Here is a 26,781-nt window from a genome sequence, read left to right as displayed (position 1 = left end):
ATGTGACCATTACGGTGGATACATCACCAGCTGACTTGATTGGTGCAATCACAGTACCAGACGACTTAAACGGTGACGGCATCTTGAATGCGACTGAGTTAGGTACAGATGGTAGCTTCGATGCACGTGTGGCATTGGGACCAGATGCAGTGATTGGTACGGTGGTGACTGTGAACGGTAATACCTTCACGGTGACTGCAGCAGATCTAGTGAATGGCTATATCACAGCAGCAGTTGCAGTCTTGGCTGATGGCTCATTAGCGATTCATGCAGAAGCAGTCGATGCACAGGGCAATATTGATAGCGCTAATTCATCAATCAATATTGATACTACACCTCCAGATATCAACACTGCTGCGATTGCGATTGATTTAATTACTGGAGACAATGTTCTCGATGCAATTGAAGCATCTGGTCAGGTAACGATTACAGGTACATTGACGATTCCAACTGATGCGGTAACGACTACAGTTCAAGTGACTGTAAATGGTATAGATTACACTGCAAATGTTGATTTGCTTACCAATACATGGAGTATTGGAGTACCAGGTGGTCAACTTGCGCTAGATGCTGATCTAACCATCCAAGCAACAGCAACCTTTACCGATGCGGTTGGTAATAGTAGCAATCTTCAAGGTACGCAAACTTATACGCTTGCAAGCAGCTCGATTATTGCCTATGACAACTTTGATACAGCAGTTCTTGCTCCTCAACCATTATTGGTACAGGACGATGCGGCGCTCGGTAGTAAAACATATTTAGCACTTGTTTCACTCGCTGGACTTGATTTACAGATAGGTTCGGAAGCCATTAGTTTTAGCGTTGCAGCAAATAATGAAGGTAATGCAACATTTACCTATAGCGCGCTGATTGGTGTGAATGCACTGGCTGATTACTCACTTGTGGTTCAGAAATTGGATCCAGTGACTGGTCAGTGGACTTCGGTGTATGGTGGTGGTCAAGCCGATATCATCAAACTGACTTTATTAGGTTCTACGCCTGGTGTAGCTCTAGATGGTCTTGAGGAAGGTCAATATCGTGCATTCATGACCTATACAGGCCTTGCAGGTATCGGCTTACTTGGTACCTTAACTGCGACAATGGATATCTACGATACCACTCAAATTGGTGGATTCTATACAGAAACTGCCACTGGTAATGTGATTTCAGATATTAATGATAGTGGTCAGGTCGATGTGGTCACACCAACAACTGTTATTCATACAGTCAATAATCAAGCTGTATTAGCAGATGGTACTGTGATTACTGGTACCTATGGTACTTTGGTCATTAATCTTGATGGTTCATATGTCTATACACCGAACTCAGCTGCGGCAGGGATTGGCCAAGTCGATCACTTTACCTATGTCTTAAGAGATTCAGCAACGGGTGATCTAGCTCAAGCGACATTGAACATCCAATTAAGCTCTGTGAAAGCAGCAGATAACCTTGCTGTTGCAGAAATTAATCCAGAAGCCTTGTTGGTTGCCGATGATGTTGCACTAGGTAGTGCAAGTTATCTAGCCGCAGTTTCTCTGGCTGGATTGAATTTACAACTGTTAGGTAATGCCACAATTGCATTTAATGTCGATGCAGATCGTGAAGGAACTGCAACATTTACATTCAGTGGATTACTGACTGCAAATGTCTTGAGTGATTATTCATTAGTTGTTCAAAAATACGATGCAACGACAGGACAATGGGTCTCTATCGGAGGCACTAATCCACAGGCGACATTGGTTGATCTATCCCTCATTGGTGGGGTGGCAACTGCAGTGATTGAAGGTCTGGAAGCAGGTCAATATCGTGCCTTTGTCGGTTATGAAGGCTTGTTGGGTGTTGGCTTAGGTGGAACATTAACAGGTACAATGGATGTTTATAATCCATATGTGATCGCTGGATATTCAGTTGATCCTATCTCTGGTAACGTCATTAAAGATGTTGGTCTAAATGGTGCTGTTGATGCAGCAAGTCACAATGCCATTATCTCAATGGTGAATAGTGATCCAGTAAGTGCAACAGGTACAACGACCGTTGTAGGTACTTATGGTACTTTGGTCATTGATCAACATGGTAACTATACCTACACACCAAATGCCAATGGATTAAATCTTGGTAAAGTTGATGAATTTACCTATACCTTAAAAGATCCAGCGACAGGTAATACTTCACAAGCTATTCTATATGTTCACTTGGATAGTAGTAGTGTCGATATGACTTGGAATCCAGCAGATCCATCTCAACCTGCTGTGATTACTGGTCCAGTACCTGTAGATGCAATGGATAACGTTGCGTCAGCTGAGATTGATCTGGTTTATCCAACGACCACTCAGTTCTTTGATAATGCAATCAGCTACAGCTGGTTACTCGGTGTTGGTGGTCTTGTGATTGGGGCTAAAGAGGGTACAGCACAGTTCACGGTTGCCCCTGGGCATGTCACAGAAGCAATCTTCGCTGTGAACTTTGGTTCAGTTGCCACAGTTGTCGATGGTTTACATGTGGTGTTAACTCGAGTTAATCCAGATGGTACGCGTACCGTGATTGCGGATAGTTCTAATGCGGGCATCCTTGATTTACTCGGTATCTTTGGTTCTGAAGTGAAATTCAAAGTGGATAACCTTGGTGCGGGTACTTATGAATTGTTTATGGAGAGTAATACACTTCTTACAGCGCTTGGTAACGTCACTGCTGATATCACCTTGAATCATGGTGACATTACTCAAGTACCGACATTGGTGGTAGATCCAATCACAGGCAATGTGCTCGCAGATAATAATTCAGGTGTGTATGGCCCTGGCTATACCCCAGACTATATTACGACCACAACGGTTGTGACTTCGGTGACAGCTGAAAATGGTAATACAGCGGGTGTAAGCACAGGCTTAGCGACTGTTATTGTCGGTGCATACGGTAGCTTAACCATTAACTCAGATGGTAGCTATAGTTATCAAGCGACTGCGAATACTCTGAATATTGGTAAAGTAGATAGCTTTACTTATACCGTGGTCGATCCTGTCACAGGTCGAACTGATACTGCAAACTTACATATCCAAATTGGTTCGCCAGATGTGGATATTAATTGGAATATTGCTAACCCTGGCGCAGATGCTGTTATCCCTGCACCAGTCGCGAATGCGGATAGCAATGATGCAACGATTAGCATGAAACAAGTCACTGATGCGGCTGTGGATGTATCAGTTCCAAATCCATCAGTAACTTTGATTGGTAGTCGTACCGTGAACTCTGATTCATTTACTGTAGCAGCGAATACAGTCAATGATGTTGCAATTAAGGCCTTCCTCCAATCAGGTCTAGGAGTTGGACCTACTGTAAGTTATGTGATTCAAAAATCTAATGATAATGGTGTAACGTGGGTGAATACAGTGTATTCAGGTTCAAAAACTGCGTTGGCTTCTTTAGGTTTAGGCGGTACGATTCTAAATGAAGAAGTTTCTCATCTAGAAGCAGGTCTGTATAGAGTGTCATATACACTGACAACAATTGCTGTCGGTTCGGTCACTATTGATACGCAAGTATCTACTGCTGTGACACATCTAAATCAATATACACCAGACAGCTTAACAGATTGGATTCATGGCAATATCTTGTTAGGCGATACAACAGGTGGAGTGGCAGATATCAAAGATGCTTCGCAATTGTATGTGGAAGTATCACCGGGCAATTACCAAATTGCAGCAGGTCAAGCAATCAATACAGGTGAAGGTACATTGTATCTTTACAATGATGGTTCGTATTACTACAAAGCATTTGATAGTGCAGCGAATGCAACCTTTGATTCGATTAACTACAAACCGGTCTCTGTGACTGGTGCTGAGTCTACCAGCACGTTAACGATTCATTTGAGTCAAGAGTTGAATAGCCTTGCAGTCAGTACTTCTGCAAATGATACCTTCACACTTGGTAATGGCTCGGATACCTTGATTTACAATACGCTCACTGCAGCGAATGTGGTAAATGCAACAGGTGGTAATACCACAGGTGGTGGTGTGGATACTTGGACAGACTTCCATTTAGGTAATGTGGCAACTGATAGTCAAGCAGACAAGATTGATATTAGTAACTTATTACTCGGTACGCCAAATAGCTTAACGATTGGTTCGTATGTATCGGTTAACTATGATGCTTCGACTCAAAGTGCGACTATTAGTGTAGATCGTGATGGTTTAGGTCTTACTTATTCAAGTACTCAGTTGTTGACGATTCATTTAGATCACCCGACAGCAACATTGACACTGAATGATTTACTGAATAATGGACAAATCATTTACTAATTCAAATCCTTCACTTTAAAAAAGAGAACCTTCGGGTTCTCTTTTTCATTTTGAGAAGATCATAAAAATATGTGATATGGTGTGTAAAACACTTAAAAATTCTAAAAACCAAAGATATGAGCATTACAACGATTTCAGCACTTGAACAATTGACACATTTGCTGAGTGAACACTTTTTTAAGCAGGTACAGCCGCATATTGATGTGTCTAAAGCGGTGATTTTCTGTTCCTATGGAGAACACACGCAACGTTGCCAAGTCTGGAATTCAGCCTGCTCAGATTTTGCTGATATTCAAATGCAATTATTAAATTTTCTTGAGCAACACATCGCTGTAACTGAAAAGCTGCCTACATTTCTAAAATTTGATATTGCCTTTCATATCCAACAAGAAAATTGGCAAAATCTTGAACAGACTTTAAAAAACCAATTCCATAATAATCATTATCGGAAAGGAATCAGTTTCGATGCGGATTTTAACTGTTGTTTCTTAGAGCAAGAGTTATATGGCAGAGCGATTATTCGTGCGCTGAGCTATAACAGCCCTAATTTTCTTGATGAAAAAAACTTAAATAATAGCCTTTTAAGAAAATATCCGAATCAGCAACACAACATCAAAATTAAGGAACTTCAACAGCTGTGGACGTTTGATACTTATGCTGTGATTTATGAGGCAGGGCAGTTGATTCCTTTGCACAGTCAGTTCACTGAAAATGGTGTGCGTTATCTACTGGAACCGAAAAAGCAGCATTTTAAAAAAATGATTGCAGGGAATGCGCAATTTCTCTATCAGCAAATCCAGCAGGATGGGCGATTCGCTTATGGTTTTTTCCCCGCCTATGATCGTGAAATCCGAAGCTATAACACAGTTCGGCATTGTACCTCGGTGTATGCCTTGCTCGAAACTTTAGCAATTCAATCACATCACGTTTTTATCGAAAAAATTCAGTTGGCGATTGATTATGCTTTGCAGCATTTCTATATCGAGAAACAGGCGAACTTGGCCTATATGCTGGATGGCAATGAAGCCACTGGTCTAGATGAAATCAAGTTAGGTGCCAATGCCGCCGCAATTTTAATGCTCACAAAGTATGAGGAAATCACAGGGGATCAGTGCTATTTGGAGCACGCACAGGCCTTAGCCAATGGAGTTTTATCGCTGGTCAATGATGCAGGTGAAACCACACATGTACTGCATTACCCAAGCTATGAGATTAAAGAGAAATTCCGCATCATTTATTATGATGGCGAAGCAGCCTTGGCCTTATTACGTCTTTATCAACTTCATGCAGAGCAAAAATTACTGCAAACCGTCAAATGCATGTTTGAACGATTCATTGAAAAAAAATATGATCGTTATCATGATCACTGGCTCAGCTACTGTAGCAATGAGTTGACCAAAATTTGCCCCGAAGAAAAATATTTTCAGTTTGGTCTGAATAATTATTTAAGGCATCTGGTATTTATCCGTAACCGTAAAACGGCCTATGCCACTTTGTTGGAAATGATGATGGCAGCTTACCAAATGGTTCTCCGAATTCGAGCACTGGGTTTAGGACATTTGTTCGAAAAGGCACAATTTGAAGATTTAAAAAAGTTGATTGAGTTTCGGGCTGAGTTTCAGCGCACAGGATTTTTCTATCCAGAAGTGGCCATGTATATGGCACGACCAGATAAAATCTTGAATGCCTTCTATGTACGGCATGATCGTTTCCGTGTACGGATTGATGACCAAGAACATAATCTTTCAGGTTATGTTGCTTATGTTCAGCACTTTGAAACGGAAGTTTGAGGGTGAAATTGATGAGTACACCTCAAGAAATCAAAATCATCAGCCAGATAGGCAATCAAGACTTTCAATCTCCTGTTTGGCAGACAGAAATTGTAGGGGATTGCTCTGCTTGGATTTTATTGTATTTAGCTTTAGAGGCGGTGGTTGAAGGTCGGTTATTACTTGAAGATGGGATAATTATTGATGCGAATTTCCAAGCGAAGCAAAGTGATCAGCCTGATTTGATCTGGAATTCAAGCAATTCCGTTTTACAGTTATTGCAGTATCTCAGTTTTAGCCCAAACAATGCTGCACAACAGCTGCTGGGTTGCCACCTGTTTGAAAATTGGCAACAGGCAGAAATTGAAATCGCCAGTAAGGCAGAGCAGTTTGGATTGAACATTCAGTATCAATCTGTTGCGACCAAAAATACCCTGCAAAAACTCTATGGTTTGGCTGAATCCATCTTTAATCTGCCGATCGAATTGCTGAAGCAGATTTTTGTAAAAGTACTCAAGATCAATGGGCAGGAGATTGCTCCGATCCATTCATTATCTAGCTGTACACAACTGGATGCAGTGATTTATTTGACAGATCAACGTCGAGATAACTTTTTTTCTTATCGTCATGAAAATCAGAGCTTAGGTATTTTTCTACTATTAGATCAGCTACATCGAATTGATCATTTAGCCCCGTATTATCATTATTTTCAACAAGGGCTATTGCCAACTAAACAGCTGCAAGCCAAAACTGAATGGATCAATATTCTTGGCGATACTTATTTGGGTGAGTTCTATACCGAAAAAAGAAAAAACAAAGGTATAGAGGATGCTTTGCAACGTTATGGTTATCGCCATTCTTTTGAAGCAATTAAACAATTTTTTGGCCCAGATGATATTAATATTGCCAATTTAGAAGCGGTTTTCAATCTTGAAGAGAATTCAATTTTAGCAGGCAGAAAAGCCTATATTTTGGGGGCAAAAGCTCAGGAAACTTTAGCTGAATTTAATCGTATTCATCTCAATACTTTGTGTTTGGCCAATAATCATTTAAAAGACTATGGTGAAGCCAGTCTAAAACATACTTTAACTCAGTTAGCGCATGCCAAGATTGATGTTATTGGGGCAGGTGAGAACCAACAACAGGCACATCAATGTCTAGAAATTAAAAATGATCAGGAGCAATGTCTGGCTATTTTTAATGGCTATTGGCATAGAAGACCAGCCTATCAGGAGTATGATTTTTATGCTCTCGGTAACAGTGCTGGGGTAGCCTGTCTCAATGCGATTTTATTCGAACAGCTGATGCAATATCGTTTGGCACATCCAACCCATAAAATTATAGTGATTTGTCATTGGGGTGTGGATTTTAAATCGATCCATCCTGAGCAAGAAAAACTGGCCAAGGTCCTGACTCAGATTGGGGCTGATGTGGTGATTGGCCATGGCGCTCATACCCTGCAACCAATTCAATCCATTTATCAAAAGCCAGTCATCTTTGGCATTGGCAATGGGGTATTTAATAGCAATGGTCATTTTGAAAAATATCAGGCCTTACCCTACGGGGCTGTGGTACGCATCAATTTAAAAGAATCCCGATTAAAACTCTATCCGATTTATACCCATAATCAGAAAACCTTTTGGCAACCGCATAGTGTTGATGAACTACAATTTGAACAAGCGAAAACCTTATTGACCCATCAATTAGATCCAGAAAATTACAGTGTGGGGCAGGATGATTTAGGCCATTATCTACAGTTCACCTTTTAAGGATATTGGTTGTAATTGTTGAGCATGATATTCAGCTGTTCTTTGTTAAATCCCAGATTACGTAAGCCTCCACTGCCTAAGCGACAATCATAACTGCTCATAATATTGGTTGGCGTGGTTTTGGTGGCTTTAGGTGAACAAACATGGCTGAGACCGAAGGCGTGTCCCATTTCATGGATACTGGCAGCTTGGGTTTGGTAATTCAGACGTTGCCAATCAATCAAAATAAATGGTTGTCCTTGATTGCGGAATCCCCAACTGGTGATATCAGCATCTTTTAATTTTTCACCATAAGAATCATAAATAATAAACAGCACTTCTTTGCTCTTTCGGCGAGGGAAGCAAGTTCTGACCGCACTTGGCAGATTGTCTGGAACAATTGCTTTCGCTTGGCTTAATTGGTTGGCGAGATCACATTTGCGTTTACTAAAATCTTGATAGGAATAATAACGATGAATTTTAAACTTAAAGATTTTTTGATTATTTTCATCGACAAAGTATTGGTTCAAGATCGCCAGTTCTTTATACATTTGTGCTTTACGATCTAGGGCTTTTACTTCTGGACGATTGCTGGTCACAATAAAACTGACATTGACCACAGGTAAATGGTCTGCATCTAGCGGATACTGATACGGTAATTTTTTTATCGGGGCTTTTTGAGTGGTACAAGATGCACTAAAGATCAGACATAATAGCGTCAGGGCAGTGATTTTTAACCGCATTTTTTGTTCTCTCAAATGGTCGCGTTTTAATTATTGTAAAGCTAGCTTTTCGCATGATTTTGATTATCTTAGCAGATTTTTGGAGCTTGTATGGTGCAAGATACCAATGAACTACATCGGCAAATTTTAGAAGTGATTGCCTTGATTCCTTATGGAAAAGTGGCAAGTTATGGACAAATTGCCAAATTGGCTGGTTTACCCAAACATCCACGTTTAGTGGGTTATGTACTCAAGCATTTAGATAAAGACAGTGAAATTCCTTGGTATCGTGTGATTAACTCACAAGGAAAAATCAGTGTGACCCGAATCAATGAGAAAGGTGAAAATGTTCAGCAATGTTTATTAGAAGCAGAAGGGGTGTATTTATTAAATGGCAAGGTCAGTTTAAAAATATTTGCTTGGCAGCCTTAAATCGTTTTGGACAGATCAGAATTAATATTGAAATTAATTTACGGTTTATTTACAATCTGGATACATAAAGTTACATTGAAATAATTTTGGTATTTAAATGAAAAAACTGTCTGTTATTTTCGGGGTTGTCGCACTGAGTTTATCTGGATGTGCAAGTATTATCTCGGGTAAAACCCAAACCATGACTTTCCAAAGTACGCCAGAACTTAGTGATATTACGATTTTAAATCGTGATGGCAAGAAAATCCATGTTGGAAAAGCACCTGTAACCGTGAGCCTGAATCGTGGAGCCGGTTTCTTTGTTCCTGAAAGATATACAGTTATCTTTGAAAAAGAAGGTTATGAAAAGAAAGAAATCAAAGTTACTTCGAGCATGAATGGTTGGTACATCGGGAATATTTTATTTGGTGGGGTAATTGGCTTGTTAATTGTCGATCCTGCGACAGGGGCGATGTATAGTTTAAATACAAAAGATACCAATGTTGTTCTAAATAACTTAAAGAAAGAAAATCTTCAAGCCAATGCTCAATCATTAACAATCGTTTCTACAAATGTGCTTTCTGAAGAAGTTTTAGAAAAAGCAAAACCAATTCAATAAAAAGCTTAGTAATAAAACAATTAAAAAGCATGATAAATATTTATCATGCTTTTTAATATATCTAAATGATTAATATGAATTATCAACGCACAATTAATACTGGAATGTGGCTTTCTGCTAAAACTTTCTGTGCCACACTACCGAGTACAAATTGTTTAAAACCTGTGCGGCCATGAGAACCCATAATAATCAAATCTGCACCTAGGTTTTGCGCTGCACCAATAATTTCCTGATGGACTGAAAAACCTTCCAGAATTTGGGTTGCAACGGTCAGACCGTGTTCTTCAAATTTTTGCTCAGCTTTCGTTAAATTCTCTTGAACATAACCTCTGACACGTTCAATCAAATCATTGCTTTGTCCCATACGAATATAGGCATCTGCAAGATAAGGATCTAAGGTCATCACTTCGACAACCGTCAGTTCACTGTTTAAGGCTTTGGCCAGTTGTGCTGCTTCTCGAATGACATTTGCTGCAATTTCAGAGTCATCGATCGCCACTAAGATTTTTTGATAAGCCATGAGGGATACTCCTTATATTTATGATTTTGAATTGAATTTCGGGATTAAAAATTGTTTAAAATACAGACTATATTTCTATATTAAACCTGTTGTTAAAAAAATAAAACCTAGCATTTTTATAGGGATAGTTATTATTTATAGCATTATGGTTAAGCTTGAAAGAGTTTAAGAATAGATGAAATTTCCATAAAAATAAAAGCATGTATCATCATGATTTATCTATAAAAGCTGGCTTAATTGCACTCAAAGAATTGAATCAGCGCATCCACATCATCCGTCTGTAATTGTTCACGCATTTTTAAAATCTGCTTTTCATCTAAATCATAAAGTTTAAGGGAAAGCAGTTTTTCAATGTCTTGTTCAGGAAAGCGGTATTTGATGACTTTGGCTGGGACACCCCCGACAATGGCATAAGGGGGCACATCTTGGGTGACCACAGCACCTGTTGCTATCACAGCACCTTCACCGAGTTTCACCCCTTGCATGATCATGGCACGGCTGCCAATCCAGCAACCATCGGCTATGACTGTATCACCCGCAGGTTGAAAGCTACGTGTATCAAAAGGAAAGGTTGAAATCCAGTCAGGGCGGTGCAGTTGGTTGCCACCCATCATAATCACGCATTCCGCGCCAAAGCAGACAAAGTTACCGATATGCAGCTGATCAATTGGCTTTTCAGGTGTAGCCGCTTTGTCATGCAGATAACGCACCACACAGCGTTCGAAACCCTGATCCCAGTAAGCTGAATAATAGGAGTAATTGCCTTTGATATGGATATTTGGATTGTTTACTGTTTTAGCAATAAATTCGAACTCGCACCAGTGTTTAACAGGAGAGTTGATTAATGGATCCATATCTAGACAAAATATTAAAAGAAAGCCGTAGCATTATAGCTCTTATATAAGGAGAGAGTGCTAGTAGGAGAAAAATTTCCAAAGCCAAGTAAACAAACGTTGAATTTGATTGGGAAATACAAAGCCTAGAACTGCACAAAGTAGAGCTGTATTCAAAATAATGAGCGCAGAGCTGGTCGTAGAATTCACATGAAACCCCCATGTGATGGCAATCCCAATACCCAGAATAATTCCTGCAATTGCATACATAAATGCACTTATGAGTCGATCTTGCATTCTTTATCTCATTGTTATTGTATTTAGAAATAGAATGCCTGAAACAAAAGAACTCTTCAAATAATGAAGAGTTCTTTAATCACTTAATCAGGTGGATGAATTAGATATATTCCACACTCACAATTTCGTATTCAACTTCACCTTGAGGTGTTTGAATTTTTGCTTCGTCGCCTTCGTTTTTACCTAGAAGACCACGTGCAATCGGTGAGTTCACTGAGATTTTATTGATTTTAAAATCTGCTTCATCATCACCGACGATTTTATAAGTCTTACGTTCTTCGGTATCAAGATTTTCAATCGTTACAGTCACGCCAAAGACAACACGGCCATTTTGCTCAAGTGTTTTGACATCAATTTCTTGTACTGCGCCCAGTTTACCTTCGATATCCTGAATACGACCTTCGCAGAAACCTTGCTGTTCACGCGCAGCATGATATTCAGCATTTTCCTTTAAATCACCGTGTTCACGAGCTTCAGCAATCGCTTGGATAATACGTGGGCGATCCACTGTCTTGAGCTGTTGTAATTCTTTCTCTAAGGCAACCTTGCCTTCGGGAGTCATAGGATAACGTTGCATTATGGTCCCCTCTAAATTGGTTGGGAAAATACAGGATTAAAAAAAGAAAAAGCCCGCCACCGATAAGGTGACGGGACTTTATCGGTAGAGAATTAACCTACAGTTTGTAAATCTTGCAAGCGGTATACATCCATTGGCAATTTCACAGCAAATGCTTGGCAAACTGCTTCTGCACCGTTAATTGTCGTGGTGTAATACACCTTGCCTTGGAGGGCAGCACGACGAATCATGGCAGAGTCATACTGAGCTTGTTTGCCTTCAGTTGTGTTGACAATAAGATGAATTTCACCATTTTTCAAGCGGTCGACAATATGTGGGCGACCTTCGGTCACTTTATTGACGGCTTCGCACTCAATGCCTGCTTCTTTTAATACACGATGTGTACCATTGGTTGCAACAAGCTTAAAGCCATACTCGATCAACTGTTTCGCGATGTTGGCAATGTATTTCTTATCTGATTCACGAACCGATAAGAATGCATGTTTCACTTCGCCTTCAGTTGGTAAGCCAGGTAAACGTTCATTCGAACCAAGAACCGCTTTATAGAATGCTTCGCCAAATGTTTTACCAACGCCCATCACTTCACCTGTAGATTTCATCTCAGGCCCAAGCATTGGATCTACGCCAGGGAATTTAGCGAATGGGAATACTGCTTCTTTAACTGCAAAATGCGTTGGAATGATTTCTTTGGTGAAACCTTGTGATTCCAACGATTGACCCGCCATACAGCGAGCAGCAACTTTTGCTAAAGAGTCACCAATACACTTCGATACGAAAGGAACGGTACGTGATGCACGTGGGTTCACTTCAAGTACATAAATGTCGTTGCCTTTAACAGCAAACTGAACGTTCATCAAACCGATAACGCCAAGTTCTTTTGCCATCGCAACAGTTTGACGACGCATTTCATCCTGTACTTCTTGAGAAAGCGAGTACGGAGGAATCGAACATGCTGAGTCACCTGAGTGAATACCAGCTTGTTCAATGTGCTGCATGATACCGCCGATCACAACGTCTTTACCGTCAGATACGCAGTCCACGTCAACTTCAGTTGCATCGTCAAGGAAACGGTCAAGCAGGACAGGGGCTTCATTCGACGCTTGTACTGCTTCACGAAGGTAACGTTTAAGCTCTTCTTCGTTATAGACGATTTCCATTGCACGACCACCCAATACATAAGATGGACGAACAACCAGTGGATAACCCACTTTAGCTGCTTCTGAAATACCTTCTTCAGCAGATTTTACAATGCTGTTGTTTGGTTGACGAAGTTGAAGACGTTGAATCATTTGCTGGAAACGTTCACGGTCTTCTGCACGGTCAATTGCATCAGGAGATGTACCAATGATTGGTGTACCTGCTTCTTCCAAAGCACGTGCCAATTTCAAAGGTGTTTGACCACCGTACTGTACGATCACGCCTTTAGGCTTCTCGGTACGTACGATTTCAAGTACATCTTCAAGTGTTACAGGCTCGAAGTATAAACGGTCAGATGTGTCATAGTCGGTTGAAACCGTTTCAGGGTTACAGTTCACCATGATCGTTTCATAACCGTCTTCACGCATTGCAAGCGCAGCGTGTACACAGCAGTAGTCAAACTCGATCCCTTGACCAATACGGTTAGGACCACCACCAATCACCATGATCTTGTCACGGTTTGATGGATTCGCTTCACATTCTTCATCGTAAGTTGAATACATGTAAGCAGTACCCGATTCAAACTCGGCTGCACAGGTATCAACACGTTTGTAAACTGGATAGACACCCAAGTTCCAACGTTGCTTACGGAATTGTTTTTGTGAAATACCCATCAAGCCAGCAATACGAAGGTCAGATAAACCTTTGCGCTTGAATGAACGGATATTGTCAGCGTTTAAGTCACCAAAGCCTAAAGTCTTCACTTGTGCTTCAGTTTTAATGATGTCTTCGATTTGGATCAAGAACCAACGGTCGATCTTGGTTGCTTCGAATACGTCGTCTAATGAGAAACCATGACGGAATGCATCCGCAACGTACCAGATACGCTCTGGACCAGGAACTTTAAGCTCTTTTAGGATGATGTCTTTGGCATTGGCAGTACCAGCTTCAACTTTCTCGTCAAAGCCACTAACACCCACTTCAAGACCACGAAGTGCTTTTTGTACAGATTCTTGGAAGTTACGACCAATTGCCATCACTTCACCCACAGATTTCATCTGAGTCGTTAATACTGGCTCAGCTTGTGGGAATTTTTCGAAGTTAAAACGTGGAATCTTAGTGACAACATAGTCAATCGATGGTTCGAAAGATGCTGGTGTAATACCGCCAGTGATGTCATTTTTCAATTCATCAAGGGTATAACCTACGGCAAGTTTCGCTGCGATTTTTGCAATCGGGAAACCTGTTGCTTTAGACGCAAGTGCAGATGAGCGAGAAACACGTGGGTTCATCTCGATCACAACCATACGACCGTCTTTCGGGTTAATACCGAATTGAACGTTCGAACCACCAGTCTCTACACCGATTTCACGAAGAACTGCAACAGAGGCATTACGCATCAATTGATATTCTTTGTCTGTCAATGTTTGCGCAGGTGCAACCGTGATTGAGTCACCTGTGTGTACGCCCATTGGGTCAAAGTTTTCAATCGCACAGACGATGATACAGTTGTCGTTTTTGTCACGAACAACTTCCATCTCGTATTCTTTCCAACCAATTAACGATTCATCAATCAATAATTGTTTGGTTGGAGAAAGATCGAAACCACGTTCACAGATTTCTAGGAATTCTTCGCGGTTATAGGCAATACCACCACCTGAACCACCCATCGTGAATGATGGACGGATGATGACTGGGAAGCCAAAACCTGCTTGGATTGCCAAAGCCTCTTCCATTGTTTCTGCAATGGCTGCTTTTGGACATTCCAAGCCAATTTTACGCATCGCGATATCAAACAGTTTACGATCTTCTGCTTTTTCAATCGCGTCTTTTGATGCGCCAATTAGTTCTACATTATATTTTTCGAGAACGCCGTGCTCATCTAAGGCAAGGGCACAGTTCAATGCCGTTTGACCACCCATGGTTGGGAGGACTGCATCTGGGCGTTCTTTTTCAATGATTTGTGCAACTGTCTGCCAAGTGATTGGCTCGATATAGGTCGCATCCGCCATTGCAGGGTCAGTCATAATGGTCGCTGGGTTAGAGTTCACCAAAATAACGCGATAACCTTCTTCACGAAGCGCTTTACATGCTTGCGCACCAGAATAGTCAAATTCGCAGGCTTGACCAATGACAATAGGACCAGCACCAATAATTAAGATGCTTTTAATATCCGTACGTTTAGGCATTATTCGCTCCGTAATTACTTCTTAGCTGCTTCGATAAGTTCGATGAAATGATCGAACAATGGGGCACAGTCATGTGGACCAGGGCTGGCTTCAGGGTGACCCTGAAAACTGAATGCTGGTTTGTCAGTGCGATGAATACCTTGGTTTGTACCATCAAACAGTGAGCGATGTGTCACTTTTAAGTTTGCAGGTAAAGTACTCTCGTCAACAGCAAAGCCGTGGTTTTGAGAAGTAATCATCACTGTACCTTCCTCAAGGTTTTGTACAGGATGGTTAGCGCCGTGGTGACCATGATTCATTTTCATGGTTTTCGCGCCAGAAGCGAGAGCCAAAATTTGGTGACCCAAGCAAATACCGAATACAGGTAGATTGGTTGTATCAACAATGGTTTTCACTGCTTCAATTGCATAATCACATGCTGCTGGATCACCAGGACCATTTGATAAGAACACGCCATCTGGATTGAGTGCGAGCACTTTTTCAGCAGGAGTTTGTGCAGGAACAACAGTCAATTTACAACCACGGTCTGCAAGCATACGTAAGATGTTGGTTTTGACACCATAATCGTATGCAACAACATGAAATTTTAATTCTGGTTGAGTGAAACCTTCGCCCAAAGTCCAAGAGCCTTCAGTCCATTCAAAACCTGTTGGATCACAGCATTCTTTCGCAAGATCTAAACCGTTTAAACCACCAAATGCACGTGCTTTTGCAATTGCTTCTTCTTCTGTAATATTTTCGCCAGCAAGGATGCAACCATTTTGTGCACCTTTGTCGCGTAGAATACGAGTCAATTTACGCGTATCAATATCAGCAATCGCAACAACATTATGTTGTTCTAAATATTCACTCAGTGATTGTTCAGCACGGAAATTACTATGTAATAAAGGCAGATCACGAATAATTAAACCATTCGCCCATACTTTATGGATGCGACCTGATTCAACGTCTTCACTATTACAGCCAGTATTTCCAATATGAGGATAAGTCAACGTCACAATTTGTTGTGCGTAGCTTGGGTCGGTCAAAATTTCTTGATAACCAGTCATGGCAGTGTTAAAAACGACTTCACCAGTCGTACTACCCGATGCACCGATAGACGTTCCTTTAAAGATCGTTCCATCTGCGAGGGCTAAAATGGCGGGGGTGCTCAAACCAAAGCTCCTGAACTAAGACCACAAAAATAGGGCTGTAAAAAAGCGAGAAGACATAAAAAAAGGCAGGCCGTCTTTAAAAAAACATGCCCCTCCTTCCAGTCTGCTCGCTTGTAACTTAACAGCGCATTATACGCATGAGTCCGTGAAAAGTCTATGTGTTTTATTTATTAAAGTCAGAATTTCCCAATTTCTTTTATAAGCATTCGCTGGGCAGTGTCTATTGCAAAATCAATCATCCTTCTATCGATATCATGAGATATTATGCAAATTGTCAGACAATTTTTTTTGTGTTTGGGATGTGGCCGTTTTATCTTATATCTAGCCAAAAAATCAACAATCAATAAAGAGGGTAATCAAAATGGCTGAGAATCAAACGACACCTGCAACTGCTGAAGAAGTAAAAACTGCTGTAGTTGAAAAAACCACGAAAGCGAAAGAAGCTGTTGCTGAAAAGACTGCTGAAGTCAAAGAAGTGGTTGCTGAAAAAACTGCAAAAGCGAAAGAAGTCGTTGCAGAAAAAACAGCGAAGGCAAAAGAAGTGATTGCGGAAACTCAAGAGCAAGCGAAAGAAGTTATTGCTGAGACCCAAGGCCAAGTGAAAGAAGCGTTAGCTGAAACTCAAGAAAAAATTGAGGCTGAAGCGAAAGAATTGAATCAAAACATTCAAAACCAGCTGACTCAAATCAAGCAAGATCTTCTAGAGCGTATTGAAGTGATTAAGACTCAACTTAATTCATCGCAAGGTAACTTACTTGAACTTAAAAATGCATTGAAAATTGAATTAAATGCATTGATTGAAGACCTGACCAAGGTAAGCAAAGAACTGAAAGATGACATTAGCCAGATTTCAGTGAAGCACAAAGATACGTTGGTGGGTAGCTTTAAACGCACTAAAGAACAAGCGGTTGAAGCTTGGAATAAAGTACGTGCTAGCTAATTAATTGCAGGCATAAAAAAAGCGAGAATTTTTCTCGCTTTTTTTATTTTTAAATTTAAAACTGATGTAACCAATCACGTTTGTTATGAAAGTCAGCTTGAGGACTACTGTGTTGCATCGCAAAATACTGCATACCTTGCGTAGTTTCCAGAACAGCAGTCAAACCAAGATATATGTCAGCCCATTTTAATTCATGCTCGCGCATAAATTGTGACAAATCTAAACTGACATTTAAGCCATAATGAGTGCGCTGTAAATGATTCAATTCAATGTCATATGCTGCAATCGGCGGCATATTTTCAGGAAAACGATATTCTTCAAATTGATAAACTTGCCAAGCCTGAGAAGGTGATAGATTAATTTCCCGATAGAAATCTTGATCTTTCACGCCGACAAAAATTTCAAAGCAAGTGTGTTCCCATAAAAAGTCTTGACGTGGATGTGCTGTGACTTGATTTGGGTAAATCAGAAATTGATTTGGGTCACGAACCCAAAAACCAACATTTAAGGTTGCTGGTGTTTGTTGTTCAATTGCTCCAACGACCGTAATGGCACTAAAGCGATCAAAGGCAGACAGTTCATAACTTGCCATCGTAATTACTTATTATTTAAATGAGCAAAACGAACCAAGTTAGACAGGTGTTGGTTTTGTTTCGCTGCTTTTTTATAGAGCAAAACAATTTTACCAATTTTCTGTACAGATTCTGCACCAGTTGCTTCAACAATCGCGTCAATCACTGCTGCACGTGCGTCACGATCTTCACCTGCAATTTTGACTTTAATGAGTTCATGATCATTCAGCGCACGATTTGTTTCTTCAATGACGTTTTCTGTAAGACCTTGGCCACCAACCATTACTACTGGATTAAGTGCATGACCAATTTGACGTAAACGTTTACGTTCATGGATAGATAAAGCCGCCATTAAAAATACCTGATTGGAAAAACGACCTAGTATAACTTGCATCCCGATTCTAAGATAGATTCAGAAGGCAGGCACTTGAAACAAATATGTGAAAATTGCTGAAATATCCAATGATGATGATCGAAAAAAATCTGTAAAAGTTCGTGTGAATGAAGTACATCCGTACTGTAATGAGAGTAATTTTCACGTACAATGACTCATCAGAAGTTTTTTGAAATTTAGTGAGTTATGGCGACACGCATTACCAATCAAAAATTGTCTAAAAGCAGTCGTGTGTGGATGCGAGAGCACTTAGATGACCATTTTGTGAAGAAAGCACAAAAGGAAGGTTATCGCGCACGCGCGGCATATAAGTTACTTGAAATCCAAGAAAAATATAAAATGATCAAACCTGGGATGACGGTTGTCGACTTAGGCGCGGCACCAGGTAGTTGGTCGCAAATTGCAGGTAAATTGGTCGGCTCAAAAGGTCTAGTGATTGCTTCAGATATTCTGGCAATGGATGCTCTTCCAGATGTGACCTTCTTGCAAGGTGACTTCCGCGAGGAAGAAGTTTTCGAAAAATTGTTAAATATTTTAAATGGGCGTCAAGTAGACGTTGTAATTTCAGATATGGCCCCCAATACATCAGGTAATAGGGCTGTTGATCAACCGCGTCAAATTTACTTATGTGAATTGGCTTTGGATTTTGCTCAGAAAGTACTCGGACCCAACGGACAGTTTCTTGTTAAAGTGTTCCAAGGTTCAGGATTTGATGAGTTCAGAAAACAAGTGGTCGATGGTTTTGATGTATTAAAAACAGCCAAACCTGCGGCTTCACGTGCTCGATCGAAAGAAGTTTTTTTGATTGGTCAAGGTCGTAAAAAGGCATTGCAATAAAAGTGTACTTGCCAAGTTGTTAAAAATTGTGCATTTTGTACCTTTTAAGTTTTTTGCAACGCAAATTCATTGCTGTTTTTGTGAAGGTCAGCCAAGATTAGGTATGATCAAATTAGATTGATATGGGAATAAAGCCTTGAGCGATTACTTCAAGAATGCCGTATTGTGGCTCATCATACTCGGTGTTCTGATTTTGATTTTTAGCAACGTCAGTGACCGCAATAAGCCTGCAGCGATGAAATATTCTGATTTCGTTGCAGCGGTGAATGCTGGGCAAATTAAACAAGTCACAATTGACGGTTTAAATATTAATGGTGAAAAAACCAATGGCTCTGCCTTTGAGACGGTTCGTCCTCAAGTAGAAGACACTGAGTTGCTACCAAGCTTGAATAAACAAAATGTAGTTGTTGAAGGCACAGCGCCACAACGTCAAGGCATTTTGATGCAACTTCTCATTGCGAGTTTCCCTGTATTGCTCATCATCTTATTATTCATGTTCTTCATGCGTAATATGGGCGGTGGTGCAGGTGGCAAAAACGGTCCTATGAGTTTTGGTAAGTCAAAAGCAAAAATGTTATCTGAAGATCAAATCAAGTTAACATTTAGTGATGTTGCAGGCTGTGACGAAGCAAAACAAGAAGTGGTTGAAATCGTTGATTTCTTAAAAGACCCTGCTAAATTCAAACGCCTTGGTGCAACCATTCCACGTGGTGTACTGATGGTTGGTCCTCCAGGTACTGGTAAAACATTATTGGCGAAAGCCATTGCTGGCGAAGCTAAGGTTCCATTCTTTAGTATCTCTGGTTCTGACTTCGTTGAAATGTTTGTTGGTGTCGGTGCATCTCGTGTCCGTGACATGTTCGAGCAAGCAAAACGCCATGCGCCATGTATCATCTTTATTGATGAGATTGATGCAGTTGGTCGTCATCGTGGTTCGGGTACAGGTGGTGGTCATGATGAGCGTGAACAGACCCTGAACCAGATGCTTGTTGAAATGGACGGTTTTGAAGGCAATGAAGGCGTTATCGTTATTGCTGCAACCAACCGTGTTGATGTATTGGATAAAGCATTACTTCGTCCAGGCCGTTTTGACCGTCAAGTAATGGTGGGTTTACCAGACATTCGTGGTCGTGAACAAATCTTGAATGTTCACTTGAAGAAACTTCCTTCTGTTACAGGTGTAGATCTTAAAGTTCTTGCACGTGGTACGCCAGGATTCTCAGGTGCGCAACTTGCAAACTTAGTCAATGAAGCTGCATTGTTTGCTGCTCGCCGTAATAAAAATACGGTAGATATGCATGACTTTGAAGATGCAAAAGACAAGATCTACATGGGTCCAGAACGTAAATCGATGGTGATTCGTGAAGAAGAACGTCGTGCGACGGCTTACCATGAAGCTGGTCATGCGATTGTTGCTGAAATTTTGCCAGGTACAGACCCAGTGCATAAAGTAACGATCATGCCACGTGGTTGGGCATTGGGTGTGACTTGGCAGTTGCCTGAGCAAGACCAGACCAGCCACTATAAAGATAAGATGTTGAATGAACTTTCAATCTTGTTTGGTGGTCGTATTGCAGAAGAAGTGTTCATTAACCAAATGTCGACAGGTGCATCGAATGACTTTGAACGTGCAACCAAAATGGCACGTGCAATGGTAACCAAGTATGGTATGTCGGATCGCCTTGGTGTCATGGTGTATGAAGATGAAAACCAAAATGGTTTCTTCGGTAATGTGGGTAGCCGTACGATTTCTGAAGCAACTCAACAAAAAGTTGATGAAGAAGTACGCCGTATCTTGGATGAACAGTATAAAGTTGCACGTGACATCTTGGAAAATAATAAAGATATCGCTCATGCAATGGTGAAAGCGTTGATGGATTGGGAAACAATCGACCGTGATCAAATCCGTGACATCATGGAAGGTCGTGAGCCGCAACCACCTAAAGTTTATGTTGCTGAAAATCCAGTGGCTGCATTTGAACCACCTAAAGATGGTCCATCTACTCCACCACCATTACCGGCAATGGGCTAATCAAAGATAAAATAAAAAGAGCGACTTCGGTCGCTCTTTTTTTGTCTCAATTTTGGCCTAAACTGAAAATAAATCATCAACGTTCTAGAGGCGGTCTTGTTAAAATAAGCCTGTCAAAGTAGGAAGAGTCTTGATCATGCAGTTGATGCCCTTATCACAATGTCAGTTACAGTGTGGCCGTTTTAGCTTAGACCTCTCCCAACCCCAAGTGATGGGGATTTTAAATGTCACGCCTGATTCATTTAGTGATGGTGGGCAACATCATCAAAAAGACCAAGCTATTCAACATGCATTGCAGATGATGCAAGATGGTGCCAGCATTATTGATATCGGTGGCGAGTCGACTCGTCCGAATGCTTCAGTAGTTGCATTGGAAGAAGAAATTCGTCGTGTGATTCCTGTGGTTGAAGCATTATCTAAATACGATGTGATCATCTCGATTGATACCAGTCAGCCAGAAGTGATGCGTGCAGCCGTTCAAGCAGGAGCGCATATCTGGAATGATGTGCGTGCATTAACTCGGCCTCAGGCCTTAGAAACGGCTGCTGAATTAAATATCCCAGTGGTGTTGATGCATATGCGCGGTGAACCCACCAATATGAACCAGTTGGATCAATATCAGGATGTGACCGAAGAGGTAATTTACGAGCTACAACAACGCTTAGATCAAGCGATTGCAGTTGGGGTGAGAAAAGAAAATATTATTATCGACCCTGGTTTTGGCTTCGCTAAAAATGCACAGCAAAATTTCCAATTACTGAATGAGTTCTGGAAACTCAATCGCATGGGTTATCCGATCTTATCGGGCCTATCACGTAAACGTTTTATTGGTGAAGCCTTAGATGGTGTGCCTGCACAGGAACGTGCTGTAGGGAGCGTAATGGGGCATCTATTGAGTATTCAGCAGGGAGCAAGTATTGTTCGGGCGCATGATGTTAAAGCCACCAGCGATGCGATTAAAGTCTGGAACAGGATGCAAAATCATTAAGCTTGTATGCGTCAGTAGGGCCCAAGGGCTCTATTGACTTGCTGAATCAGATTAAATATAACAAATGTATAATGAAGATGAGTAATATTAAAAATGGAAAATAAAACAATCACATATAAAAGTTTATGGGTGTTTGCCCTGATTCTGAGTCTTGGTTTCATTGTTTCTGCCGGTGTGATGGGTTATGCGCTTAAACAGTTTAATAGCACTAAAAATTCAATTACAGTCAAAGGCTTAGCTGAAAAGCCGATTCAAGCCGATTCTGCACGTTGGGAAATCAACTTACAAACCAACCACACTTCTGACACGATTCCAGAAGCCTATCAATTACTTGATCAACAAATGAAAGCATTACAGGCCTTCTTTGTTGAACATGGTTTTAAAGCCGCAGATATGCAACTCGGAAATAAACGTTCTGATTCTTATTATGAGGAAGTCGATACAGGTGAAGGGCGTACCAAGCGGGAGTTTAAAGGCTATATTGCCTTGCAGTCTTTGGTGATCAGCAGTCGAGATATCAAGAAAATAGAACAGGCGGCAAAAGATGCTTATTTACTGGATGAAAAAGGCATTTCGATTGAACAAAAACCTGAATATCTGGTGTCGAATTTAGAAGAAATCAAAATGTCCTTGATTGCCAATGCCACCAAAAATGCCTATAGCCGAGCCAATGAGTTTGCCAAAGTTGGTGGGGTAAAGGTCGGGATGATGCGTTCAGCCAGCCAAGGTGCATTTTATATCCTGCCTGAAAGTGGTTCTGACGATGACAGTGATTATGGGGGCGCTTATGACAAAGCCACCATTAATAAAATTGCCCGCGTGGTGGTCACCATCAATTATGCGATTGAATAACGTTTCAGTCTTGAATTAAACCAAGCTCCTTTAAATTAAATAGATCGAAGGAAAGATACATACAAATACCATGTATCTTTCTTTTTTTGCATACAATCTTTGAATATCACCTTCATTTGAAAAGACAAAATAGAATTTAGGAATTTAAGCATGCACCAATCCACAAAAATATTAACACTGAGTTTGCTCAGTTGCATGATCATGGCTTGTAGTAGTCCTGTCAAACACAATGACCAAGTGATGATTGAAACAACGATGCCTGTATCGCCGTCACCGATTACCCAGTCAAATCAAGGCTTGGCTCAGACGCGTAAAATGATTGCACCTGCATCTTATATTGCAGTGATGCCAACGATGGAGAGACCACGGTTAGAGCAGAATACTGAAAAATACCAAAAAAATGAGGTCAATCCGGTTCATCGCGTGGCGGATCAAGCTGTTTCAACTTTTAGTATTGATGTGGATACGGGTAGTTATACCAATACCCGCCGTTTTTTGAATGATGGTCGTTTGCCACCTGTTGATGCGGTTCGTGCTGAGGAGATGATCAATTATTTTGATTATCAATATCCACAGCCGAATAGCATTCATCCATTTTCTGTCACCACGGAAACTGTAGATTCGCCTTGGAAGGAAAATGCCAAGCTGATTAAGATTGGTATTCAGGCTAAAGATCTCACCACCAAACAATTACCTCCTGCCAATCTGGTATTTTTGGTGGATGTCTCAGGTAGTATGGATGCGCCTGATAAGTTACCTTTAGTCAAACAAACCCTGCGTTTACTCACCGAGCAATTACGTCCTCAAGACAAAGTCACCATTATTACTTATGCCAGCGGTGAAAAACTGGTTTTAGAGCCAACGTCTGGAAATGAAAAAGACAAGATTTTAGCCGTGATTAATGCCTTGCAGGCAAGCGGAGCAACCGCGGGTGAACAAGCGATTCAACTGGCCTATAAACAAGCTGAAAAAGCTTTAGTGAAAAACGGAATTAACCGAATTTTATTGGCGACAGATGGTGACTTTAATGTAGGCATCACTGACTTCAATACCTTAAAAGGCATGGTTGCGGAGAAACGTAAAAGTGGGATTTCTTTAACCACATTGGGTTTTGGTACGGGCAACTATAATGAGCAGTTGATGGAGCAATTGGCAGATGCTGGGGATGGAAACTACAGCTATATCGATAATAAAAATGAAGCGAAAAAAGTAGTACAGCGTCAGCTTTCGTCGACATTGGCAACTGTTGCTCAGGATGTCAAAATTCAGGTGGAATTTAACCCTGCAACGGTGAAAGAATATCGCCTAGTCGGTTATGAAAATCGGATGCTAAAGCAGGAAGATTTCAATAATGATAAAGTTGATGCTGGTGATATTGGCGCAGGCCATAATGTCACTGCAATTTATGAAATCATTCCAGTTGGTCAGCAAGGTTGGCTCAATGATTCACGTTATCAGGAATCTTCGAAAACAGATACAGCGAAAAAGTCTGAATATGCTTTTGTAAACTTGCGCTATAAATTACCAAACCAAGAAAAAAGTATTTTGCTCAATCAAGCAGTCAAGGCTGAAAGCAAAACCCTTGCACAGGCCAATAACGATACTCGGTTTGCGATTGCAGTAGCGTCGTATGCGCAGCAACTAAAAGGTGGGCAATATAATGGTGCCATGGGCTGGGATCAAATTATTCAGTTGGCACAACAATCTGCCAAGCCTGATCCTTATCAAATGCGAGAGGAGTTCGTAGAGCTGGCGAAGATTGCCAAAAGCTTGAGTGCGAAAAAAGATTAAACATTGTTTTAAAAAAGCGGTTAGAAAAAACCGCTTTTTTTATGACTTAATATCGTGATTTTGGCTAAATTATGTTATAAGCATGGCGTTTTATTGGCATATTATTTTTTATGTTTGAAAATTTACTCCTCCCCATGTTTGACGATGAATATTATCCCGATATTCTCGTTGCCGAAGTGAAACAGCATATCCAGCAGTTTTCAAAAAAGGTCAGTCGTACAGACCTATCTGAAACGGAAATCTATCGTTATGCACATCAGACCATGATTGAAATTAACGAGATGAAGCCGCAGTTTGAAGATTTGGAATCAAGCTTGGATGACACCGCCGCAGATTATATTGCTGAAGCGATGATGATGGTGGTGCAAGATGTCGGCTACCTAGATGTTGAAATGGAAGAATTGATTGCCAATCGAGAGTGGTAAATTTCACTCTCGTTGGTTTTTATAATAACAACAACTAATTCGTAGCTGCTCCATGCCAAAGTTTTGGTAACACAATTTGCCCTGAAATCCATGCTTCAATTTTGGGCTGTTGTATTTTTTGATAATACAGACTTTCGCTATTGATCAATAAGCCTAGCGTATCTCCCTCATTGAGTTGTCCATACACACTCGGTAATTCGATGCTTTGTGTTTTGCTGTTTTGAGCCGCTAAACCCAATCGAATCTGATCGTAACTTTTCTTCTTCGCTGGATTAAACGGCACAGTTTGATCATTTAAAATCGTATATTTCTCTGTCATCTTTGATTTGATCGCAACTGAGATAAATAAGGTTGTATCTGCATATTCAGGCGTTGTTTCCATATTTAAGGAAACAACTGGCGAACCTGTCATCGATGCTGATTGCTGTGCTGTGTGAATCGGTATAAATACCGCTTGGTTTGCTGTCGGTGCGATCCAAGTTTTTTTCAGATCGTAGCTGGTTACAGGTTTAAGATCGGCAAAATGATTGACAGGACTTTGATCGACACATAATTCAGGTAATGATTCGGCTGGTGGTTGATCTTTTAGCTTCTGGTTAAACCAAGTCAAAATGGTTTTTTGTAGATTGTACTGCTGTTGATTGCCACAGCGAACCGATTTGCCAATATACCAAAAAGGGGTACTGCCTAAGGGAGAGTGCTGGGTAAAGGGCTGTAAATGGCCGCCTTGTACCCCAATCAAATGCACTTCATGTTGCGCCTGTTGGATACATTGTGCTGCTTTAATCCCTTCATTAAAAGGGAAGAGCACATCTCTGAAGCCTTGAATAATTAAGGCATCTGCCTGAGGGGCTTGATTATGACTGCAAAACCAGCTGGCTTGATGGGTGTTGAGAAAATCATAAGTCGATTGCTTTAATTGACCTTGCTGCGTATCCAGATAGGCCTGTTTCAATTCAGGATCAAATTTATTCCAATTCCACCAGTCGCCTATTAGATTGAGGAAAGCAATCCAGTTACTTTTAGGCACGCCATTGGGGGCGAGGCTATGCACAATGTCATACCACGTGGTAATTGGTACAATCGCCTGTAAACGTGGATCTAAAGCTGAAGCTAGATACTGCACACCACCGGCATAGGACTCACCAATCATACCGGTACGGACGCCGTTTTGATTTTTGGTTAGTTGCGGCAGGTTTTTTTCTGCCCAGTTCATCATGGTGATGACATCTTGTGCTTCTTTTTCTGGATCAGTCAGACGAATTTTTCCCTGACTGTCTCCATGTCCACGCTGGTCATAGCTAATCACCCAATAACCATTCTGCCAAGCGGTTTTTGCCACTTGGCCTGTTGGCAAAAGAAAGCCATATAAACTGAGTTAGGGCCGTTTCATTCGAGACAGACCAAAGCCATGCGTATGTAAAAGTAATGGAGCTGTTTGATCTGATGTTAAATGCGGTTGATACACAGTAAATGCGAGTACTGTGCCATCAGGTGCAGTGGTTTTTGCTTGATAATAGCGCTGTTTGAGTTCCGCTGTTTTAAGCGTTATTGAATTGGGCTGTATCGTCGCATGCACACAACCCTGTAACACCAATACCAGACTACAGCAAAGCCATAAAACGTAAGAACGCATCGATTATTTCATCCTTGAACAAATCTTTGAGATGTCACGCAGAGCG

21 protein-coding genes and 1 pseudogene are annotated in these 26,781 nt (G+C 40.9%); 12 read left to right on the top strand and 10 right to left on the bottom strand.

Annotation, left to right across the window (positions count from 1 at the left end; genetic code table 11):
* The 3 genes from MN869_RS03890 to MN869_RS03880 form a co-directional block, all read left to right on the top strand.
* The coding region (locus tag MN869_RS03890; protein ID WP_243306881.1) for a BapA/Bap/LapF family large adhesin at positions 1–4,292 on the top strand (4,292 nt) is incomplete at its 5' end.
* A 116-nt stretch (positions 4,293–4,408) separates the two neighbouring features.
* Positions 4,409–6,082: a hypothetical protein gene (locus tag MN869_RS03885; RefSeq protein WP_005322786.1), complete on the top strand. Its 1,674-nt coding sequence runs from the start codon at positions 4,409–4,411 to the stop codon at positions 6,080–6,082.
* An 11-nt stretch (positions 6,083–6,093) separates the two neighbouring features.
* Positions 6,094–7,830, top strand: coding sequence for a CapA family protein (locus tag MN869_RS03880; protein WP_005322787.1), 1,737 nt, complete (start codon positions 6,094–6,096; stop codon positions 7,828–7,830).
* Here the strand turns inward: MN869_RS03880 and MN869_RS03875 are convergent.
* On the bottom strand, positions 7,827–8,552 hold the full coding sequence (locus tag MN869_RS03875; RefSeq protein WP_004801614.1) for a hypothetical protein: 726 nt from the start codon (positions 8,550–8,552) through the stop codon (positions 7,827–7,829). The two genes, MN869_RS03880 and MN869_RS03875, sit on opposite strands and share 4 nt — an antisense overlap.
* A gap of 90 nt (positions 8,553–8,642) precedes the next feature.
* On the opposite strand from MN869_RS03875, the gene MN869_RS03870 reads away from it, so the two are divergent.
* Both MN869_RS03870 and MN869_RS03865 read left to right on the top strand, forming a co-directional pair.
* Positions 8,643–8,963: an MGMT family protein gene (locus MN869_RS03870; protein WP_005322789.1), complete on the top strand. Its 321-nt coding sequence runs from the start codon at positions 8,643–8,645 to the stop codon at positions 8,961–8,963.
* A 97-nt stretch (positions 8,964–9,060) separates the two neighbouring features.
* The gene (locus tag MN869_RS03865) at positions 9,061–9,561 is read left to right on the top strand and encodes a hypothetical protein (RefSeq protein WP_241305735.1); all 501 of its coding nucleotides are present in this window, start codon (positions 9,061–9,063) and stop codon (positions 9,559–9,561) included.
* Positions 9,562–9,643: 82 nt separating this feature from the next.
* Here the strand turns inward: MN869_RS03865 and MN869_RS03860 are convergent, their stop codons facing one another.
* The 6 genes from MN869_RS03860 to carA all read right to left on the bottom strand — a co-directional run bounded on the left by MN869_RS03860 (position 9,644) and on the right by carA (position 16,268).
* Complete coding sequence (locus tag MN869_RS03860; RefSeq protein WP_005322791.1) at positions 9,644–10,081, bottom strand: universal stress protein; 438 nt, start codon at positions 10,079–10,081, stop codon at positions 9,644–9,646.
* A gap of 233 nt (positions 10,082–10,314) precedes the next feature.
* Positions 10,315–10,935 (bottom strand): CatB-related O-acetyltransferase, encoded by a 621-nt coding sequence (locus MN869_RS03855; protein ID WP_005322793.1) that lies wholly within the window; start codon positions 10,933–10,935, stop codon positions 10,315–10,317.
* A gap of 60 nt (positions 10,936–10,995) precedes the next feature.
* Positions 10,996–11,211, bottom strand: coding sequence for a hypothetical protein (locus tag MN869_RS03850; RefSeq protein WP_005322794.1), 216 nt, complete (start codon positions 11,209–11,211; stop codon positions 10,996–10,998).
* 100 nt (positions 11,212–11,311) lie between these two features.
* Positions 11,312–11,788 carry a transcription elongation factor GreA gene (gene greA, locus MN869_RS03845; RefSeq protein WP_004651928.1) on the bottom strand — a complete coding sequence of 159 codons (477 nt, stop codon included), beginning with the start codon at positions 11,786–11,788 and terminating at the stop codon, positions 11,312–11,314.
* 92 nt (positions 11,789–11,880) lie between these two features.
* Positions 11,881–15,114 (bottom strand): carbamoyl-phosphate synthase large subunit, encoded by a 3,234-nt coding sequence (gene carB, locus MN869_RS03840; RefSeq protein ID WP_241305734.1) that lies wholly within the window; start codon positions 15,112–15,114, stop codon positions 11,881–11,883.
* 14 nt (positions 15,115–15,128) lie between these two features.
* A complete protein-coding gene (carA, locus tag MN869_RS03835) occupies positions 15,129–16,268 on the bottom strand; it encodes a glutamine-hydrolyzing carbamoyl-phosphate synthase small subunit (protein ID WP_004801601.1) in 1,140 nt (379 codons plus the stop codon).
* Positions 16,269–16,629: 361 nt separating this feature from the next.
* Between carA and MN869_RS03830 the strand changes: the two genes are divergently transcribed.
* Positions 16,630–17,208, top strand: a complete 579-nt coding sequence (locus MN869_RS03830) for a hypothetical protein (protein ID WP_004801599.1) — start codon at positions 16,630–16,632, stop codon at positions 17,206–17,208.
* 55 nt (positions 17,209–17,263) lie between these two features.
* Here MN869_RS03830 and MN869_RS03825 read toward each other — a convergent pair whose 3' ends face one another.
* Positions 17,264–17,800 carry a DOMON-like domain-containing protein gene (locus MN869_RS03825; protein WP_005202000.1) on the bottom strand — a complete coding sequence of 179 codons (537 nt, stop codon included), beginning with the start codon at positions 17,798–17,800 and terminating at the stop codon, positions 17,264–17,266.
* 5 nt (positions 17,801–17,805) lie between these two features.
* Positions 17,806–18,132, bottom strand: coding sequence for a ribosome assembly RNA-binding protein YhbY (gene yhbY, locus MN869_RS03820; RefSeq protein WP_004651934.1), 327 nt, complete (start codon positions 18,130–18,132; stop codon positions 17,806–17,808).
* A 228-nt stretch (positions 18,133–18,360) separates the two neighbouring features.
* On the opposite strand from yhbY, the gene rlmE reads away from it, so the two are divergent.
* The 6 genes from rlmE to MN869_RS03790 all read left to right on the top strand — a co-directional run bounded on the left by rlmE (position 18,361) and on the right by MN869_RS03790 (position 25,099).
* Positions 18,361–19,011, top strand: a complete 651-nt coding sequence (rlmE, locus tag MN869_RS03815; RefSeq protein WP_005202002.1) for a 23S rRNA (uridine(2552)-2'-O)-methyltransferase RlmE — start codon at positions 18,361–18,363, stop codon at positions 19,009–19,011.
* 136 nt (positions 19,012–19,147) lie between these two features.
* Positions 19,148–21,043, top strand: coding sequence for an ATP-dependent zinc metalloprotease FtsH (gene ftsH, locus MN869_RS03810; RefSeq protein ID WP_004801591.1), 1,896 nt, complete (start codon positions 19,148–19,150; stop codon positions 21,041–21,043).
* 136 nt (positions 21,044–21,179) lie between these two features.
* Positions 21,180–22,031, top strand: coding sequence for a dihydropteroate synthase (folP, locus tag MN869_RS03805; RefSeq protein ID WP_005322797.1), 852 nt, complete (start codon positions 21,180–21,182; stop codon positions 22,029–22,031).
* 93 nt (positions 22,032–22,124) lie between these two features.
* On the top strand, positions 22,125–22,883 hold the full coding sequence (locus MN869_RS03800; RefSeq protein ID WP_004801588.1) for an SIMPL domain-containing protein: 759 nt from the start codon (positions 22,125–22,127) through the stop codon (positions 22,881–22,883).
* A 150-nt stretch (positions 22,884–23,033) separates the two neighbouring features.
* Positions 23,034–24,674: a VWA domain-containing protein gene (locus MN869_RS03795; protein WP_241305733.1), complete on the top strand. Its 1,641-nt coding sequence runs from the start codon at positions 23,034–23,036 to the stop codon at positions 24,672–24,674.
* Positions 24,675–24,784: 110 nt separating this feature from the next.
* The gene (locus tag MN869_RS03790) at positions 24,785–25,099 is read left to right on the top strand and encodes a DUF5713 family protein (protein WP_004801585.1); all 315 of its coding nucleotides are present in this window, start codon (positions 24,785–24,787) and stop codon (positions 25,097–25,099) included.
* 34 nt (positions 25,100–25,133) lie between these two features.
* Here the strand turns inward: MN869_RS03790 and MN869_RS03785 are convergent.
* Positions 25,134–26,735, bottom strand: a pseudogene (locus tag MN869_RS03785) (CocE/NonD family hydrolase).
* Positions 26,736–26,781: the final 46 nt, after the last annotated feature.

It is taken from the genome of Acinetobacter sp. NIPH1876 (assembly GCF_022808535.1).
Lineage (GTDB): Bacteria > Pseudomonadota > Gammaproteobacteria > Pseudomonadales > Moraxellaceae > Acinetobacter > Acinetobacter higginsii.
This window is presented reverse-complemented; position numbering and strand designations above follow the sequence as displayed.

Coding starts and splice junctions, on each gene's coding strand:
- MN869_RS03885 (WP_005322786.1), top strand. CDS start 4,409: ATGAGCATTACAACGATTTCAGCACTTGAACAATTGACACATTTGCTG.
- MN869_RS03880 (WP_005322787.1), top strand. CDS start 6,094: ATGAGTACACCTCAAGAAATCAAAATCATCAGCCAGATAGGCAATCAA.
- MN869_RS03875 (WP_004801614.1), bottom strand. CDS start 8,552: ATGCGGTTAAAAATCACTGCCCTGACGCTATTATGTCTGATCTTTAGT.
- MN869_RS03870 (WP_005322789.1), top strand. CDS start 8,643: ATGGTGCAAGATACCAATGAACTACATCGGCAAATTTTAGAAGTGATT.
- MN869_RS03865 (WP_241305735.1), top strand. CDS start 9,061: ATGAAAAAACTGTCTGTTATTTTCGGGGTTGTCGCACTGAGTTTATCT.
- MN869_RS03860 (WP_005322791.1), bottom strand. CDS start 10,081: ATGGCTTATCAAAAAATCTTAGTGGCGATCGATGACTCTGAAATTGCA.
- MN869_RS03855 (WP_005322793.1), bottom strand. CDS start 10,935: ATGGATCCATTAATCAACTCTCCTGTTAAACACTGGTGCGAGTTCGAA.
- MN869_RS03850 (WP_005322794.1), bottom strand. CDS start 11,211: ATGCAAGATCGACTCATAAGTGCATTTATGTATGCAATTGCAGGAATT.
- greA (WP_004651928.1), bottom strand. CDS start 11,788: ATGCAACGTTATCCTATGACTCCCGAAGGCAAGGTTGCCTTAGAGAAA.
- carB (WP_241305734.1), bottom strand. CDS start 15,114: ATGCCTAAACGTACGGATATTAAAAGCATCTTAATTATTGGTGCTGGT.
- MN869_RS03830 (WP_004801599.1), top strand. CDS start 16,630: ATGGCTGAGAATCAAACGACACCTGCAACTGCTGAAGAAGTAAAAACT.
- MN869_RS03825 (WP_005202000.1), bottom strand. CDS start 17,800: ATGGCAAGTTATGAACTGTCTGCCTTTGATCGCTTTAGTGCCATTACG.
- yhbY (WP_004651934.1), bottom strand. CDS start 18,132: ATGGCGGCTTTATCTATCCATGAACGTAAACGTTTACGTCAAATTGGT.
- rlmE (WP_005202002.1), top strand. CDS start 18,361: ATGGCGACACGCATTACCAATCAAAAATTGTCTAAAAGCAGTCGTGTG.
- folP (WP_005322797.1), top strand. CDS start 21,180: ATGCAGTTGATGCCCTTATCACAATGTCAGTTACAGTGTGGCCGTTTT.
- MN869_RS03800 (WP_004801588.1), top strand. CDS start 22,125: ATGGAAAATAAAACAATCACATATAAAAGTTTATGGGTGTTTGCCCTG.
- MN869_RS03795 (WP_241305733.1), top strand. CDS start 23,034: ATGCACCAATCCACAAAAATATTAACACTGAGTTTGCTCAGTTGCATG.
- MN869_RS03790 (WP_004801585.1), top strand. CDS start 24,785: ATGTTTGAAAATTTACTCCTCCCCATGTTTGACGATGAATATTATCCC.